Below are 15951 nucleotides of genomic sequence, written 5' to 3'. Positions count from 1 at the left end.
AGGCGAGGGGACGGCCGGAAGCATGGGGAGTGTCGGCACCAGCGCGGATGAGATTGCCGGCGAGCGACGCCAACTGATCAATGTCGCATACCGGTTGCTCGGTTCGGTGACCGAGGCCGAGGACGCCGTGCAGTCCGCCTACGCACGCTGGTACGGGCTGCCGCGTAGCCGGCGGGAGGAGATCCTCTCCCCCGGCGCCTGGCTGACGACGGTGACCAGCCGCATCTGCCTGGACCTGCTCGGGTCCGCGCGGGCCCGCCGTGAACGCTATGTCGGCGTGTGGCTGCCCGAGCCGCTGCCCGACCGCACCGAGTGGGACCTGACGGGCGGCATCGGCACCGGCACCGCAGACCCGGCCGACCAAATCGTTCTGGACGAGTCGGTGGGTATGGCCCTCCTTCTCGTTCTGGAGACGATGACGCCTGCCGAGCGGGTGGCGTTCGTCCTCCACGAGGTCTTCCGGTACCCCTACGCCGAGATCGCCGGGGCCCTCGGTCGGACCCCTGCGGCCTGCAAGCAGCTGGCGGCCTCCGCTCGGCGGCGGGTGGCCGTCGCGTGCCCTCCGGGCGCGGCTGCCGGTCACGCCGAGGTGGTGAGGCGCGTCAAAGAGGCATGGGAGTCCAAGGACATCGCAGCCCTCGTCGGTCTCCTCGACCCGGCTGCCGTGATGACCGCCGACGGCGGCGGCATGGTCGGCACCGCCTTGCGCCCGGTCGAGGACGGCGCACGCATCGCTCAGTACATGGTCGCGATTGCCGACAAGGCTCCGGGGCTCGAACTCCTCGAGCGGTCGGTCAACAGCGTACCGGGCCTGGTGGCCCAGAGTGCCGGCATCGTCGTGACCGTAGCCTCGTTCGACGTCGTGGACAGGCGCGTCACCCGTATCTGGGCCGTCCGCAACCCGGAGAAGCTGCGCCCGTGGCGCGGGAGGGCCGACTGGCACCCGGGAACCGGGTGATCATACGGGCGGCCGGTTCGGGTTCGGTCGCGAACGTGGTGCCCCGGGAGTGCCGGCCGCTTGGTGGCGGCCACGTACCGGGCCAATCTGTCGAGCAGGTTCGAGACCTTGGCTCATGGGCTCCCGAACTGCGGCCGATGGCGATCCATGGGCGCGGTGGGCTCTCCACGACGGCTCACTCACCGGGGGGTGTACCGCAGCTCTGGCCGCCCGGCCCGTCGAACTGTACGGAGCTGAAGAAGTCCCGGAAGCCGGGGAAGAAGTTGCCCTTGCCCGTCGGGCCGGAGGCAGTGACGGTCGTACAGCCGGAGTAGTTCGTCTCGGACCACAGGTGGATGGTCGAGCGCGTCCGGCTCCAGTCCGACTTGCCCCGCTTGTCCATGCCGAGCGCCGTGAGGTCCGGCGTGCTCTGCTTCAGTTCGACCATGTCGCCGGTGCCGTCGAGGCCGGAGAACAGGCAGAAGTAGCCGACCGGGCAGCGGTAGTACCCGGCGGCCGCGTGAGCCGTGGAGGTCGGCACCACAGCGGCGGCCGCGGCGGCCACCGGTACGAGCAGAGCGGAGAGCAGCTTCCTCATCGGCACGCGCGGACTCCTCGGCTGGGGTGTCGTGAACACATCGACGACAACGGTAGAAGTCGGGCGCATCGCCGCACCTCGGCCCCCGGGGTTCTTCACCGAATGCCCACTGGCCTTCACCAGTGCGCCGCCGACTCCTCCAGGGGGCCTGCCCCCGCAGCTCGGTTCACGCGCTCGCCTGTGCAAGACGGGCCGGCGGCGCGGCACGGCGCACCGTGTTCGAGTCTTGTTTCCCCCGCCAGACGTCGGCAGGAGAAGGGCACGAGAGGGACGGCTGCGGGCGGCGTGTCCTCGATGATGGTGCGCGTCGCACCTGGCTGCGTGTAACAGGAATGTACTAGGGAGTAGTTGGGCGGAACGGTTCGCCGGGTCGCGTGCATCCTGATGATCAGAAGCGCTCGCTCGTACCAACTCGTATCGAGCGGCCGACACCCCCAACCGATATCGAGGCAGAAACGATGCGTGTTCACAGGCTCACCTTCGCCGCCCTGTCCATTGCCGCGGGTCTCTCGCTCACGGCCTGCCAGAGCGACGATGACGGCAAGGGGCAGAGCACCCCGTCGTCCGCGTCCTCCGCGTCTTCCGCGTCTGCCTCGGGCGGTGGTTCCGGCTCGGGCGGCTCGGATCAGGGCGGAGGGAAGGAGCCCACCGGGAAGCAGCCCACCGGGAAGAGCTCCGGCGGGCAGGGCGCGGCGGCCGGGACCGGATCCGACAAGAACGGCAAGGCCGTCAAGTGCCGCACCGACGATCTGCAGATCACGGCGAAGGACCGCACTATCGACGGTGACCCCGATGGCACCGTCGTGGTGGAGCTGAAGAACCACGGTGGCCGCAGCTGCGCGATGTCCGGGTACGCGGGCGTCGATCTGAAGACCAACGCGGGGTTACTGTCCGCGAAGCGCACTGGTGAGCAGGCACCTTCGGTCGTCCTCAAGGCTGGAGAGTCGATAGCCTTCGGAATCAGCTATCCGTTCAACAAGTCGGGTGGTTCCGGCGTCCGCGTCACGGGGCTGCTGGTGACCCCGCCGAGCGAGACGAAGACGGTCACCCTCTCCTGGCCGGGCGCTGCCACGTTGCCCGTCACGGACGGCTCCGGCTCCCCGGTGAAGGTCGGCCCGATCGGGAGCGCCGGTCAGGGCGGCTGATCAGACGCCCTTGAGAGAGGGCGTCACGCGGTCCGTTGGACGCCCGACTGACGGGCCTCGATATGAGTCGACATATCGGATATCTCTCACCCACCATGCACTGCAAGGTTTTGACGACGTCGGGTAAGGGGCGGCGCGAACGCACCGCCCCTTGTCGGTCCGACCCTCAGCGGCGACTGATGGTCTCGCTACTACTCGTCGTGCGCGTCGAGCCGTTTGGCGGTCTCGGCCTTGACCGTCTCGTGCAGCTCGTCCGAGGTGAAGCCGAGGTTGCGCAGGATCTGCGCGGCCGGGCTCCCCTCGGTGCGGATCAGGCCCAGCAGCGTGTGTTCCGTGCCGACCCAGTCGTGGCCGAGGTCGTCCGACGCGCGGCGCGCCTGCTCGATGGCCTCCTTGCTCTCCGGCCGGAACGGGATGTGCCCTCGCAGCGGCTTCTCCCCGGCCGGCGGCATGGCTTCCTCGATCGCGTCGCGGATGCGTCGCTCCGACTCGGTTTTCGCCACCAGCACCTCATGCGCCAGACCCCGCGGTTCGCCGAGCAGGCCGAGCAGTATGTGTTCGGTGCCGATGAAGTCGTGCTTGTGCGTTCGGGCGGCTTCCTGCGCCAGCACGATGCTGTGCCGGTTCAGCTTGGTGAAGCGCTCGAACGGGGCGGGCGTGTGGCGTTGCTGGGCGGCCTGTTTGGACACTCCGATGGCGTCACCGATCTCGGTCCATGACGCGCCGTTCCGCTTGGCCTTGCTGACGTAGTGGTCGATGAGCTGGTCACCGAGGTCGGACAGCGTCTGGGCGCGAAGTCGCGCCTCGCTGATGCGGGCCAGTTCGTTGGCGCCGGGGAGTTCCTCGTCGAGCCGAGCGATCAGGTCGGCGAGACTGATGTCGAGTGGGCTCATGCGTCAATCGTAAGTTGACGATTCCCTGTCGTCAACGTGCAGTTGACGCTCATTCCGTGTGCGCCCGCTCGCTTTCGCCCGACGGCCCGGTACGGCGGTCGGGTTTGTCGTGCGCCTGCCCACTCGCCTGATCGCATACCGGCCAGCCGGCCGCAGGCCGTCGGCCTGTGGTGTCGCCCATTGCTCATTGAGGACCGGTTCTCGTACTGCTGCCCTGCGTAAGGAGCCGTGGTGTCGGCGCCGGGGCAATTCCCCCCGTCCAGACGGCCGACGACGGATCCTTCAACTCGGGCCCCTTCGGCCAGGGCGAGACTTTCCCCCACACCTTCCCCCTGCGCGGGACGTTCCCGCACCACTGCGACATCCACCCGGAGATGACGGGAACGGTCACGGTCACCTGAACACAGGTCCGGCGCTCCGGGCCTGTTCCGGGCCATATCCGGGCGGCTGCCGATTGCGTACCGGCCGTCGCCCGCGGGTGCCGTCAGGGGCGTCCGACGGGGCAGCGCCGCAGTATGCCGTTAGGTGCGCCGCCATCACCCTGACCGGCTGTTCCTGGGGGCGCGCCGTCTCCCATCACCATCGCGCCCGCCGGGTCTTCGCCCGGCGCTCGTGCGCCGGGCACTCCCTGGTCACCTCACGCGCCCCTGGCTCGCCCTCTCGTGCTGCGGCCGGGCGGACGCCACACTGGCCTCTCGTCGCTTCCCGCTTCGGGGAGCGGGCCGTACACGGCGGTGTACCTCGGGGGAGGATCGGTGAAGGTCGGTTCCTGGAACGAGTGGGATCCGCTGAGGCATGTCGTCGTCGGCCGGGCGGACGGCACCGTGGTGCAGGCGCCCGAGCCGGCGGTCGTGCGGGACTGGCCCGAGCACGGCTTTCCACGCGGAACGTATGGGCCGTTGCCGGAGGAGATGACGGCGGCCGCCAACGAGCAACTGGACGACTTCGCGCGTGTCCTCGAACAGCGCGGCATTCGGGTCGACCGGCCACGGCCGCTGGACTTCGGCCGGCCCGTCGGCACCCCTGAGTGGTCGCAGCAGAGCATGTTCGGTGCCATGCCGGTGCGTGACGTCCTGGTGGTGATCGGGAACGAGCTGCTCGAGGCGACCATGTCGTTCCGCAGCCGCTGGTTCGAGTTCCTGGCCCACCGGCCGTTGATCGAGAGCTACTTCCGCGACGACCCGGACATGAGGTGGGAGGCGGCCCCCAAGCCCCGGCTGACCGAGGCGTCGTACCGGCCGGGCTTCTGGGAGATGTACGACGCCCTGCCGTTCGAGGAGCAGATCGCCCGGGCCAGGGCCGGGGAGCTGCTGCTGACCGAGACCGAGCCGCTCTTCGACGCCGCCGACATCGCCCGCTGCGGCAAGGACCTGTTCGTCCAGCAGTCCCTCGCCACCAACGCGGCCGGGATCCGCTGGCTCCGGCAGCATCTGCCGGAGCACCGCGTGCACGGGGTGACGTTCGGGAACGCGCACCCCATGCACATCGATGCCACATGGGTGCCCCTGCGTCCCGGCCTCGTTCTGCACTGTGGGGAACGTCCCGCCGAGGAGGAGCTGCTGCACCACCTCAAGGTCAACGACTGGCAGGTCGTGCAGGCCGCCACCCCCGGGCGGCAGAACCCGCCGCCGCTGTCCGCGTGCAGCCGCTGGCTGTCGATGAACGTGCTGGTGCTGGACCCCGGGACGGTCTGCGTGGAAGCGAGCGAGACCGCACAGATGGAACAGCTCGACCGGCTGGGCTTCGAGGTCGTCCCGGTGCCGTTCTGGGACGTGGCTCCCTTCGGCGGCGGACTGCACTGCGCGACACTCGACGTCCACCGCGAAGGCGTGCTGGAGGACTACTTCCCCAGGCGATCGGGAAGGTTCTGAGGCTTCCGCGACCGGGGGTCAGTGCCTGTGGTGGACCTCCTCGGTGATGCAGGTGGTGTCGCTCAATACGGCGACGTTGGGATTGCCGCAGTTGTTGCTGTGCCCGGTCGCGTTCCAGGCGGCGACGTTGGACAGCAGCCCGCCTTCCACCCGCTCGTCACCCGGCCGGTTCCGGTCGGCGTGGTCGTGCTTGGCCCGGCAGACCGACTTCACTCCCACGCCACCGATAGGGGCTCCGCACTGATTGGCGTGCCCCGTACTGGTGCTGCTGCCCAGCACCGACAGGACACTGCCCGCGATGTCCTCACCGCCCGTGCCCTTGCCCGTGTGGGCATGGGCCGCACTTCCAGCGCCGCACATGGTGATCGCCGAAATAGCCAGTACGGCCAGGATCCTGGCACCGCGAACCATGGTGACCGCCCCTTTCCCCTGAGTGTCCCCGAGTCGAGCGGACCGCCCTGCGCGATCCGCTTTCCTTAACCTCCGAAGATCGGAAAAGACACGCCTCCGCGCGGGCAACCTCCCCACGTGCCAGGGTGGGATGGGCGGTGAGGGCGGCGCCCAGCGCCAGTGGCCGTAGCGGCGGGTGCGGAGGACGCCGGTGAGACCTGTGCCGTCCCACCCTACGGGCGAGGTGTCCTACGCTCGCTCCCTCAGGGGCGGCCTCCATGGTCGTCGGAATACCCGTGGCGATGTCGCCGAGATCCAGGTCTCCGGGGTGGTCGGACGTCCGGGTTATTCCTGGGTGGCGTCCATTTAGACGATCTCTTCCTCGAATTCGACGCTCGTGCGGGCGGTGCCGTGGCCCGGGGGCTGGTAGGAGTCCTTCCCGGCCACGAACCACCAAAGGGTGGCCAGCACCAGGACGGCGGCCAGGGCGACGCCGGCGTAGTTGAAGGTGGCGACGGTGACGGGGTAGCTCTGAGGGAGCAGGAAGAGCAGCGTGACGACGGCTACCCATGCGACGGCGATGGAGCCGATGAGCGGGCCCCGGCCGCCGAGGTGCCATGGGCCGGGCTGAAAGGTCCGACGGTGGCGTAGGCGCAGGTAGATGGGTATGGCGTAGGCGGGGGTGATCCCGATGACGTTGATGGCGGTGACCGCTCCGTAGGCCGTATCGCTGTAGAGGGATGGCAGTGCCAGAAGGGCGGCGATGATGACGGACAGCCATACCGCGGCGCGGGGAGTGCCGGTGCGGTTGTCGACTCGCCGCCAGACGCGGGAACCGGGCAGGGCGCCGTCACGGGAGAACGCGAAGACCATGCGCGAGCACGCCGCGACCTCCGCGTTTCCGCAGAAGAGCTGCGCGACGATGACGATCAGCAGCAGCGCCTTGGCGCCGGACGCCCCGAGGGCGTCGAGGAAGACCTGGGCGGGCGGCACGTCGGCACCCTTGGTCTCGGCGTAGTCCTGGATGGCGAAGGTCATGCCGGCGAGCAGCACGAATCCGGCGCCCCACGACCAGGTGATGGCGCGCATGATGCCGCGGGGTGCGCTGGTGCGGGCGTCGGTGGTCTCCTCGGACAAGTGGGCGGAAGCGTCGTAACCGCTGAAGGTGTACTGGGCCAGCAGCAGGCCGATGAGCACCACGTACCACTGGGCGCTCCAGCCGGTGTCGTTGACGAACGTGCCGAAGACGAAGGAGGCGGACTGGTGGTGGCTCGGTACGAGCACCAGTGTGCTGACGATGACGGCCACGCCTGCCAGGTGCCACCAGACGCTGATGGAGTTCAGGACGCTGACGAGCCGGACACCGAAGAGGTTCAGCACGGCATGCAGTGCCAGGATGCCCAGGAAGAGCAGCAAGGTCGAGGCGGGGGTGGCCTCGAACCCCCACTGAAGGCCGGCGAAGGCTCCGCAGAACTGCGCGGCACCGTAGTCGATGCCGGCGATGGCCCCGAGCAGGCCGAGCAGGTTCAGCCAGCCCGTGTACCAGCCCCAGCGCCGCCCTCCGAGCCGGTCGGCCATGTAGTACAGAGCCCCGCTGGTCGGGTAGGCGCTGGTGACCTCGGCCAGACCGGCGCCGACGAACAACACCATCGCTCCCACCGCGACCCAGCCCCACAACATCACCGCCGGCCCACCGGTGGACAGGCCGAAGCCGTAGAGCGTCATGCAGCCGGAAAGCACGGAGATCACGGAGAAGGAGATGGCGAAATTGCCGTGCCGGCCCATGCGCCGGACGAGCTGCGGCTTGTAGCCCAACTCCTGAAGGAAGGAGTCGTCGGCCTCGGCGCCGTGCGTCGATCGGTGCCCACGCGGGCGCGAGCGTGGTGTGAACACGGAAGCGACCTCCAGAAAGTGTGGAGACGAGAGAACGTGGGTGAAGCGAGCGGTGCGTCCGAGCAGACGTTCCATGACACCCGAAGGCAGGGCCACTGATCAACGGGGCGTCTCGTGCGCATGGGTTATTCCGCGCGGACTGCCGCTGGGGGACTCGGCCCGGCGTCGGCCTGACGTGGCCACGTGGGGCCCTGCTGCGGCCTGACGGAACATCACGTTTTCGTACGCGCCCCGTCGCACCCTGTGACAGCCACAGACGTCTCCACCGCATGTATCAAGACATTGCGGCCCGTGTCATCACTCAGGGCAAGTACAACCATTGACATCCTCCGTACCCCACGGATTCACTCCTTGCACCGGTCGCGGAGCAGGGGACTTCCCGGCCTCCCCGGTACGAGCCACCGCGCTCAATGCTCCACCGCGCGGTGCAAGGAAGCGTTGAGGGGAGGTAGGTACCCATGACGAAGATTCTCGCCGCGTTCGCGAAGAAGCGTGAGCAGAGCCTGAAGCGGAGCGCCTGGTACTTCTGGTACTGAGTCGCCGGAGCATTCCCAGCACCGGGCCCGCCCCGGCAGCGTCGGCCTTCCTGCCGGCCCGCCCGGGCGGGCCCAGCGCGTTCGTACGCCCCGGAACCAGGAGCTTCCTCATGCCCGCCGCCCTGTCCCAGTCCCCCGCCGCCTTGTCCCCGCCCGCCGTCCGGCGCACCACCGTCTTCCACCCGCGCCTCCAGGCCCTCCTCGACGACCACCTCGGCAAGGACCTCGTCCGACTCGAGCCCGACACGATCGGCGTCGCCGGAGCCGAGCTGTGCGACCGCATTCTGGCCGTACGCAAGGCGACCGAGACCGAGCGGCCCACCTTCAAACCCCTCCACGGCCGCTCCATCTCGAAAGCGGAGGCATCGTCCGGCATCCGCACGGTCGGCAGGGACGTGCGCGCCGCGCTGGAGCAGCCCGACCCGATCCCCTCCTCGGCGGACCTGTCCGGGCCCTGGCCGATCACCGGCCACCGCTTCCTCCGGGACCTGGTCCTGCGCGATGACCCGCGCCGGCTCAAGGTCCTCATGTCCAGGACATTGGAGATCGACCCGAAGCTGACATGGACCACGATCGTCGCCGGGGCCGCGCTGCCGCGCCGGCCGCGGCCGGGGCCGCACCTCACCCACACGGCGAACCTGTTCGCCCGGGCCGAGGGGTACCACGACCGCCGTTGGGCGATGGGCATGTACCGGCGCCTGGCGGCACCTGTGTGCTTCACGGTCTCCACTCTGGTGGCCAACGCCCTCTGGCTCGGCGCCCCCTTCGACGAGAACGTACCCACCCGGAACATCATCTGGGAGGCCATGCGGCTCATGCCGCCCTCCTGGAACCTGTTACGGAACCGGTGTCCGGAGTTTCCCGCCGTCGACTCCCGCATCGGTCCGGGCGACGACGTGCTCATGCTGCCGCTGCTCACCCATCGCGACCCGGCCCTGTGGGACGCGCCGGGCGAGTTCCGGCCGCAGCGGTGGGAGACGCTCGACCCGGACGACACCCCCGGCTACCTGCCGTTCGGCCATCACTCGGAACGCTGCTGGGGACGCCACATGGTCATGCCGCTCGCCGAGCTGCTCCTCGACCACATCCGGAGAACGGGCCTGATCGTCGCCCCCGGACAGCACGAGGCACACGTTCCCCTCGTGGGCCTCCTGGGCGTCGAGACCGTCCACATAGGTCCCAGGACGAAGGTACGCCGCCGTGCCCGACCGGCATGACATCGAGGTCCTGGGCGAGGACTGGTACGAAAGCGCCCACCACACGTACCGCAGGCTCCGCGAGACCGGCGGACCCCGCTACGTACGCTATCCCGGCCCGGCGCCGGTGGAGGGCTGGGTGGTCACCGACCACGAGCAGGCGAGGGCATTGCTCGCGGACCCCCGGTTGGCCAAGAACGACGCGGTGCGGAGGTTCGGCCGTCACATCGGCCTCACCGACGGGCCCGGCGGCGGTCTCTTCTCGCACATGCTCAACAGCGACCCGCCCGTCCACACCCGACTGCGCGGGATCGTCCAGAAGGAGTTCACCGCCCGTCGCACCGCCGCCCTGCGGCCCCAGGTGCGGCAGCACGTCGCCGCGCTGCTCGACGCGCTCGAAGAACAGGACGAGGCCGAGCTGATCACCGAGTTCGCCCTTCCGCTCCCCGTGGCGGTGATCTTCGACCTCCTCGGCCTCTCCGAAGAGGACCACGAGACGCTCGCGGTGCGCGGCAACACGCTCCACGGCGGCCACGGCGACGGCGAGGTGTCGGTGTTCACCGCCGAGAGCATGCTGGCCTATCTCAAAGCCTCCATCGTGCTCAAACGCGAGCAGCCCGACGACGGCCTGCTGTCCGCGCTGCTCACCGCGCGGGACGAGGAGGGAGGGCGGCTTACGGAGGACGAACTCACCTCCATGGCGTTCCTCCTGGTGATCGCCGGCCACCAGACCACGGTCAACCTCATCGCCAACGGCATCAGAACCCTCCTCCACCATCCCGAACAACTCGCCGCCCTCCGCACCGATCCGTCGCTCGTACCGGCAGCGGTCGAGGAGGTCCTGCGCTACGAGTCACCCTCCGGGCTCGCCTCCCTCCGATACGCCACTGAGCCGGTCGATGTGGGAGGAGTGACGATCGGCGAAGGCGATTTCGTGCAGATCTCCTTGCTCGGTGCCGATCGCGACCCGAAGACTTTCGACGATCCGGACCGGTTCGACATCCACCGCCCCGACGCGAACAGGCACCTCGCGTTCGGGAACGGCATCCACCACTGCCTCGGCGCCCCTCTCGCCCGCCTGCAGGCCGAGGAGGCGTTCATCGGCATCCTCCAGCGCTTCCCCGGCCTACGGCTGCACGAAGCACACGAGGCTCGGTGGCAGCCCAACCCCCGTCACCGCGGCCTGCTGTCCCTACCGGTGCGGCTGCGATAACCCTCCTCCTCGGAGCCGCCGCGATCCTCGGCATCCTCACCGTGCCCGCGAGTGCCGACGACGCGCCCTGGAGCCGCCTGGTCAGCGTGAACGCCAACGCGGCCGGCGCCGACCCGTGGCACTCGGGCGCTCCAGAGCGCAACGGGCTGATCGTCCTGTCGTGACCCCGCCGTCCTGACCGGGCACCGGATGCCGGATCCGGGCCCGGGCCCGGGCAGATGCGTTCAGGGCTGCTCGGAGCAGGTGGGATGCGCTACGCGGAACTCGCCGTGACAGACGGCACAGACGTTCGTGGTCAGCCACCCCGGCCCGTACCGCCATGCCGTGGACGGTCAGCCGGCGGTCTCGTCCAAGGGAACCGTGAGTCCGATCCCTTCGGCCGCCACGGCGACGGCGAAGTCGAAGAACGCGGACTCGTCCCGGACGCTGTCGTGGGTACGGCTGAAGACCTGGAAGACCAGGAGTCCGATCAGGTTGCTCCACAGCACGATGCCGCGCTCGATGATGTCCGAGAAGGGGGCTTCGGGTATGCCGCCGAAGAGCGCGACGGCTTCCGGCAGCAGCAAGGACGGTCCGGTCTTCGCCTGCCGGGGCGGGGTCAGTTCACCTGCCTCAAGCGCCGAGCGCACGATGCCGGCGAGGACGGCGGGGGTGCGCGAGGCGGGCGGGACGGTGTCCTGCGGGGCGTGGTAGTCCGGAACGGGCGAACCGTAAATCAGCGTGAATTCGCCGGGGTTGTCGAAGGACCACTGCCGCAGCGCACGAGTGACCGCGAGGAGTCGCGCGCCCGCCGGTGCGTCGCTGTCTCTGGCGGCCTGGTCGGCCTGCTCCATCGCGGCGCCGGATTCGTTGTAGGCGTCGATGACCAGCGCGGTCAGCAGGTCGTCCCGGTGCGGGAAGACAGCTTCGACCTCGGTAATGGCAAGACCGCTGCCGGACGCAACGGCATCCAGGGACAGCCCGCCGGCGCCAAGCTTGAGCAGGAGTCGGCGCGCGGTGGTCCTGATGGCTGCCGACAGGTGGGCATTCTGATCTGCGGCAGTTGTTCCGGAAAGATCCATGGCCGAACTGTACCTGTCAAATATCACCGCCAAGGGTGGCCCGGCTCTTGACGGGGGTGCCGTGCCTAGGTGCGAGCACGCTCGGGTCCCGTTGGGCGATGTCCGAGTGGGGGCCGCTGGGCGAGGAGGTGTGCTGAATCCCCGCGGATGGCTGTGGTGTCGTGGTGCCGGGGGCCTGCCGGGTGAGGCTCTCGGACGACTGGAACTGTGACTGTGCCGTGTGCTGTTGCTCGCTCTTGCCGGGGCTTGTGCCCATGCCCGACCGCTCCTGCGGTTGTGCGGGGGTGCTTGCCGTGACCTTCGCGGATTCCCGTCCGGGGCAGAGCGCTCGGACGCCGGCTTGGGGGAATCGGTCGGGGGGCACGGCAGGTGAATGATGCGCGCCGCCTTGTTCTGCCGGCTCGGACCGCGGGGCGCCGGCTTGCGAGTTCTGCTCGGCTCCCGCTCCACCCGTTCGTCCCGCGTCCCGGGCGCTTCCTCGCGCGGGGCGGTGACCGCGGGTCCCAGGGAGAACGAGGTGGTCGCTCGCACCGGGGGCGGGACCCAGGGCCCGGGGGCACCCCACAAGGCCGTGACTGCCAAGGCCGATTGGAATATACGCATCCATCCGCCCCAGCGCTCGCGAGTCGAGCGGTAGAGCGGACACACCCCCGTACGGCACTGTCGACGCGTCTCGTACGGCAGTCGGATACCGAACGGACTCGCGCCGCCGCGCTGCCGCATGCGCCGCCCACCGGGGAGCAGGGCTGGGCCGACCGACCGCCCTGCTGCCCCCAGGACGTCAGTCGTCCGCAGTGCTCCGCGGGGGAAGCTGACCGCTGCGCTCCAACGCCTTGTGGGCGGCAAGGTACCCCGCGACCTTGAACGCCAGCTCATGGGAACCGAACGTATCGGCCCGTGCCTGCCGCAGTACCACTCGCACAGCGACCACGACGCCGTGTTCAGGCCGGCTCAACTGCTCCTCGATGCCCGCGGCAGCCGCCCTGAAGAAACCCGGCAGCTTGTCGGCGGGCTCGTACGCGACCGCCAGGCCCTCGGCGACCTCGAAGGCGAAACCCTCCGCTGCGGGCTCGAAGTCAACGGTGATGTCCGCGAAGTGAGGAGCGCAGTTCACCCTCCGGTGCAGCACTCGCACCTCACGCAGAGAGCGCGGAGGGAAGCGAGGCCGTGACATCACGCGGCAAGGCTACTCCACGCCCGGCCGGGAAGACGTGGTAGGCGATGCGCAGGACAGCCGCCCGGTGCGAATGAACCCAGCCCGTTTGCCATCGGCCTCAGTCGTCGAAGCGGGGCGTGGGCGGTGTGGCCGAGCGCATCACCTCGGAGTATGACGCTGATCGGAGGGCGTGCCGTCCGGCCCCTGGCCGCCGTCGTCCCCGCCGCCCTCGGCGCGGCGGCCCTCACCCTGATCTGGGCCAACGTCCCCTGGTGGTGGACGTATCCGCGCGAGGACATGACACAGACCGGAAACCTTGTCGTCGGCATCCTCTACCAGCCATTGGTCCTCTGGGGCCCGCTCACCGCGGCCGTCACCGTCTCCTACTACCGCCGCCACCGAGCCGCGCAGCGCCAGGCGTCGGCCGGCTGAAAGCCCGCCCTTGCGGCGGGCGGCCGAGTTCGCGACTGCCCCGCAATCACTCCCCGACCATGGCGGTCAGCCGGGAACGGCTCGGTCCCGGTAGTACGGCTCCAGCGCTGCCCGCGAGCCGTCGCCCATGGCCACGGCAATCCGCTGCATCCGGGCTCCCTTCAGGTCACCAGCCACGAGGATCCGCGGGTGCTGCTGGTCCGGTGGGCAGTACCCGTCCGAGCCGACGACGAGCCCCGGCACGACGGCCGGCTTCGATCCGATGTTGCCCAGCACGGCGTTGACGATGAAGGTGCGCGAGCCTCCGCCCGGGGGCCAGGCTGTGATCCGGAAACCCTCGGGGACCGGGGTGACGGTGACGCGGTCGACAACGTCCAGATGGATGCGCGGGTCGCCGGCGACCTCGTCGGTCTTGTAGTGGTCGGCCTCAGGAAAGAGCACGTCGAGCCGCACCTCGGCGTGCGGATGCGTGCGGAGCCAGGTGCCCAGGGGCCGGTCCGCGCCCAGCACCACGACCCGGCGGCCTACCAGGTCATCGGCTGCCGCCCGCCACAGCGGCGGCGGCTCCCAGTTCTCCGGCGCATCGATCCAGGACACGTCCCTGGGCCCGAGCGCTGTCACACCGGTGGCCACCACCGCGGCCGGCGCCCTCAGGACACGGCCGCCCGTCAGCGCGACCTCGGCACACTCGCCATGGCCGATCACTCGTACGGCGCGGCCGGGCAGCACGTTGACGCGCCCCAGCGCCTGGTGCCGGGCCAGGTCACCCGCAAGCGCCTCAGCGAGCGCTGCTCCGGTCGACCAGCCACCTGGCACGTTCTCGATCGCCCCGATCGCACGCAACTTCGCACCGACGCTCTCAGCCTCGATGACCACGCACGTCATCCGCAGGCTCGACGCCATGACCGCGGCGGCCACTCCGGCCGGTCCAGCGCCGATCACCAGCAGGTCCGCGTCCCACGATGGCTTCATGATCCACCTCCTTCCGAAGCGGGCGACCGGCGGACAAGTACGCCCGCGAAACCTGCCGCCTCCTTGGCCACCGGGCCTTCGATCCTTCCGTTCGGCAGCGGGCCACGGACTCGGCACCCGAGCCAGTCGTAGCGGGTGGTCAGATGTCGAGTCACCTCTCCCGGGAAGCGATCCACTCGCGGCGGGCGTAGGCGCGGACCGCATCTCGCTCGGCGTCGGTACAGCCGTCCTCCAAGGCCGCCGGGATATCGCCGGTGGTACTGGTGCCGTGCTGGAGGTCGTGGGCCACGAGTTCGCTGGCGACGTCGGAGGCATCGGTGCGCAGCTCCACGTCCCTGGGCACCGGGTTACTGGAGTCCTCCTGGTAGGGGCGCGGCAGGTAGTTGCCGTGCCCGTGGCACAGGCCGAGGGCGTCCAGGACCGCCGCGGTTTCCAGCAGGTCGTCCCGGCACTCCATGGCCACGCTGCTGACCTGGGAGTCCATGAGGTCTGGGCGACAGGAGGCGTGCGCGGCCGCCAGGTGCCGGCGGTCCATGACGTACATGTACAGCAGAGCCGGGACGAGCTCGCCGATGCGGAGCAGATGCTTGCCGTACGCGGCCTGAGCCGCCCGGCTGGTCGACCAGCCGGGCCACGGCTCGCCCGGAGAAGCTCGATATGCGCTCATGAGCCACGAACTTACTCAACTGCCGATGGCGTGGGGCCGGAACGGGCCATCATCGACGCTACGGCGAACACATGTCCTGCTCGGTCTGGTCCGATCCCACACCCCCAGCACCTCGTACGGGTCATAGGCGTCCGGATCTATCGCGGCTCTCCATGCCCCTCCGGATGCCCCGACTCCGTGGCATCCGAGGCCTCGAGGCGACGATCACTCGGTGTCCAGGTGGGTCGGGAGTTGGCGCCGTCGTGAGGCGCGGGGTTGCCGCGGCGGGCGGCGCGGCGGCCTCCGACCAGCAGCAGGATGTCCGCGAGCAGGAAGAGCGGCCAAGGTGTGGTGATGAGGATGACGGCGTCCACCACGCTCAAGATCCCCAGCGCCCACGCGATGAACGGCGGTGGCGTGATGCCGCGGCGATCCAGCCACAGGATGATCAGGCCGACCACGATGAGTGGCGGGCCGAAGCTCTCCAGAGACAGCCAGAGCGCGCTGTTGGCCGGGCTCATTTCGGAGAAGTCTTCGCCCCACAGCGCCCCGCTGAACCACTCCCCGGCGTGGCGTGCCGCCCCTTCCGCCGTCAGCGCGAGGAGCGTGTGCGCGGTTCCGAAGAACACAAGGAGCCAGCCAGCATATTTGACCATTTGATTCTTCCCATCTGTTGGGGATGCGGAGCCGCGCGGCGTCATATGGTTGCCGTCCGACCGCGGTTCGGCCGATCCAGGGCGGCGCGGCAGCGGTGTCGTCCGCGGTCCGGGCGAGGTCGCAGGGGAAGGCAGCCGCACTGCGAGACAACCCGCCCAGCCACCCTCAACGCCTTGCTGGTCGGACCCGTCTTCGCCTGGCTGTTCCTGCTGTCCGAATCCCCCGGCCAGCTCCCCACCCTGGCCTCCGCACTTCTCGACGCGGCACTCGCCCTCACCAGCCTCGGCCCTCTCAGCGCTCCAGAGGAATCCGGCGGTGAGATCGTGATGTGACCCAGGCCCGAGCAGACGAGCGA

Annotated in this window: 17 protein-coding genes; 8 read left to right on the top strand and 9 right to left on the bottom strand. The window is 69.5% G+C overall.

The window, feature by feature from the left end; translation table 11 throughout:
• The first annotated feature begins 22 nt into the window (after positions 1–22).
• Positions 23–958: an RNA polymerase sigma factor SigJ gene (gene sigJ, locus AC07BS_RS20690; RefSeq protein WP_478933662.1), complete on the top strand. Its 936-nt coding sequence runs from the start codon at positions 23–25 to the stop codon at positions 956–958.
• Positions 959–1133: 175 nt separating this feature from the next.
• On the opposite strand, the gene AC07BS_RS20685 is transcribed toward sigJ, so the two are convergent.
• Positions 1134–1535: a peptidase inhibitor family I36 protein gene (locus tag AC07BS_RS20685; protein ID WP_478933792.1), complete on the bottom strand. Its 402-nt coding sequence runs from the start codon at positions 1533–1535 to the stop codon at positions 1134–1136.
• A gap of 458 nt (positions 1536–1993) precedes the next feature.
• On the opposite strand from AC07BS_RS20685, the gene AC07BS_RS20680 reads away from it, so the two are divergent.
• On the top strand, positions 1994–2680 hold the full coding sequence (locus AC07BS_RS20680) for a DUF4232 domain-containing protein (protein WP_478933660.1): 687 nt from the start codon (positions 1994–1996) through the stop codon (positions 2678–2680).
• Positions 2681–2871: 191 nt separating this feature from the next.
• On the opposite strand, the gene AC07BS_RS20675 is transcribed toward AC07BS_RS20680, so the two are convergent.
• A complete protein-coding gene (locus AC07BS_RS20675; protein WP_478933658.1) occupies positions 2872–3573 on the bottom strand; it encodes a Clp protease N-terminal domain-containing protein in 702 nt (233 codons plus the stop codon).
• 755 nt (positions 3574–4328) lie between these two features.
• Between AC07BS_RS20675 and AC07BS_RS20670 the strand changes: the two genes are divergently transcribed.
• The gene (locus tag AC07BS_RS20670; RefSeq protein ID WP_478637787.1) at positions 4329–5444 is read left to right on the top strand and encodes a serine/threonine protein kinase; all 1116 of its coding nucleotides are present in this window, start codon (positions 4329–4331) and stop codon (positions 5442–5444) included.
• Positions 5445–5462: 18 nt separating this feature from the next.
• Here the strand turns inward: AC07BS_RS20670 and AC07BS_RS20665 are convergent, their stop codons facing one another.
• Positions 5463–5855: a hypothetical protein gene (locus AC07BS_RS20665; RefSeq protein WP_478637790.1), complete on the bottom strand. Its 393-nt coding sequence runs from the start codon at positions 5853–5855 to the stop codon at positions 5463–5465.
• Between the two features lie 345 nt (positions 5856–6200).
• Positions 6201–7727: an amino acid permease gene (locus AC07BS_RS20660; protein WP_478933655.1), complete on the bottom strand. Its 1527-nt coding sequence runs from the start codon at positions 7725–7727 to the stop codon at positions 6201–6203.
• A gap of 646 nt (positions 7728–8373) precedes the next feature.
• Between AC07BS_RS20660 and AC07BS_RS20655 the strand changes: the two genes are divergently transcribed.
• From AC07BS_RS20655 to AC07BS_RS20645, 3 genes are read left to right on the top strand one after another with little or no spacing between them, the layout of a single operon-like run.
• Positions 8374–9480 carry a cytochrome P450 gene (locus AC07BS_RS20655; protein WP_478933653.1) on the top strand — a complete coding sequence of 369 codons (1107 nt, stop codon included), beginning with the start codon at positions 8374–8376 and terminating at the stop codon, positions 9478–9480.
• Positions 9464–10672 (top strand): cytochrome P450 family protein, encoded by a 1209-nt coding sequence (locus AC07BS_RS20650; protein ID WP_478933651.1) that lies wholly within the window; start codon positions 9464–9466, stop codon positions 10670–10672. Before AC07BS_RS20655 ends, AC07BS_RS20650 begins: the two co-directional genes overlap by 17 nt.
• Before the next feature lie 41 nt (positions 10673–10713).
• Complete coding sequence (locus AC07BS_RS20645; protein ID WP_478933649.1) at positions 10714–10836, top strand: hypothetical protein; 123 nt, start codon at positions 10714–10716, stop codon at positions 10834–10836.
• A 168-nt stretch (positions 10837–11004) separates the two neighbouring features.
• Here the strand turns inward: AC07BS_RS20645 and AC07BS_RS20640 are convergent, their stop codons facing one another.
• A complete protein-coding gene (locus AC07BS_RS20640) occupies positions 11005–11733 on the bottom strand; it encodes a TetR-like C-terminal domain-containing protein (protein ID WP_478933647.1) in 729 nt (242 codons plus the stop codon).
• Positions 11734–12514: 781 nt separating this feature from the next.
• Complete coding sequence (locus tag AC07BS_RS20635; RefSeq protein WP_478933645.1) at positions 12515–12868, bottom strand: hypothetical protein; 354 nt, start codon at positions 12866–12868, stop codon at positions 12515–12517.
• A 192-nt stretch (positions 12869–13060) separates the two neighbouring features.
• Between AC07BS_RS20635 and AC07BS_RS20630 the strand changes: the two genes are divergently transcribed.
• Positions 13061–13321, top strand: coding sequence for a hypothetical protein (locus tag AC07BS_RS20630; RefSeq protein ID WP_478637798.1), 261 nt, complete (start codon positions 13061–13063; stop codon positions 13319–13321).
• A gap of 66 nt (positions 13322–13387) precedes the next feature.
• Here the strand turns inward: AC07BS_RS20630 and AC07BS_RS20625 are convergent, their stop codons facing one another.
• The 3 genes from AC07BS_RS20625 to AC07BS_RS20615 all read right to left on the bottom strand — a co-directional run bounded on the left by AC07BS_RS20625 (position 13388) and on the right by AC07BS_RS20615 (position 15595).
• The gene (locus AC07BS_RS20625) at positions 13388–14293 is read right to left on the bottom strand and encodes an NAD(P)/FAD-dependent oxidoreductase (RefSeq protein WP_478933643.1); all 906 of its coding nucleotides are present in this window, start codon (positions 14291–14293) and stop codon (positions 13388–13390) included.
• Between the two features lie 151 nt (positions 14294–14444).
• A complete protein-coding gene (locus AC07BS_RS20620; protein ID WP_478933641.1) occupies positions 14445–14960 on the bottom strand; it encodes a hypothetical protein in 516 nt (171 codons plus the stop codon).
• Positions 14961–15097: 137 nt separating this feature from the next.
• A complete protein-coding gene (locus AC07BS_RS20615; RefSeq protein ID WP_478933639.1) occupies positions 15098–15595 on the bottom strand; it encodes a DUF6463 family protein in 498 nt (165 codons plus the stop codon).
• 174 nt (positions 15596–15769) lie between these two features.
• On the opposite strand from AC07BS_RS20615, the gene AC07BS_RS20610 reads away from it, so the two are divergent.
• Complete coding sequence (locus AC07BS_RS20610) at positions 15770–15928, top strand: hypothetical protein (RefSeq protein ID WP_478637804.1); 159 nt, start codon at positions 15770–15772, stop codon at positions 15926–15928.
• The last annotated feature ends 23 nt before the right edge of the window (positions 15929–15951 follow it).

Source organism: Streptomyces sp. NPDC044063 (genome assembly GCF_056434285.1).
This window is presented reverse-complemented; position numbering and strand designations above follow the sequence as displayed.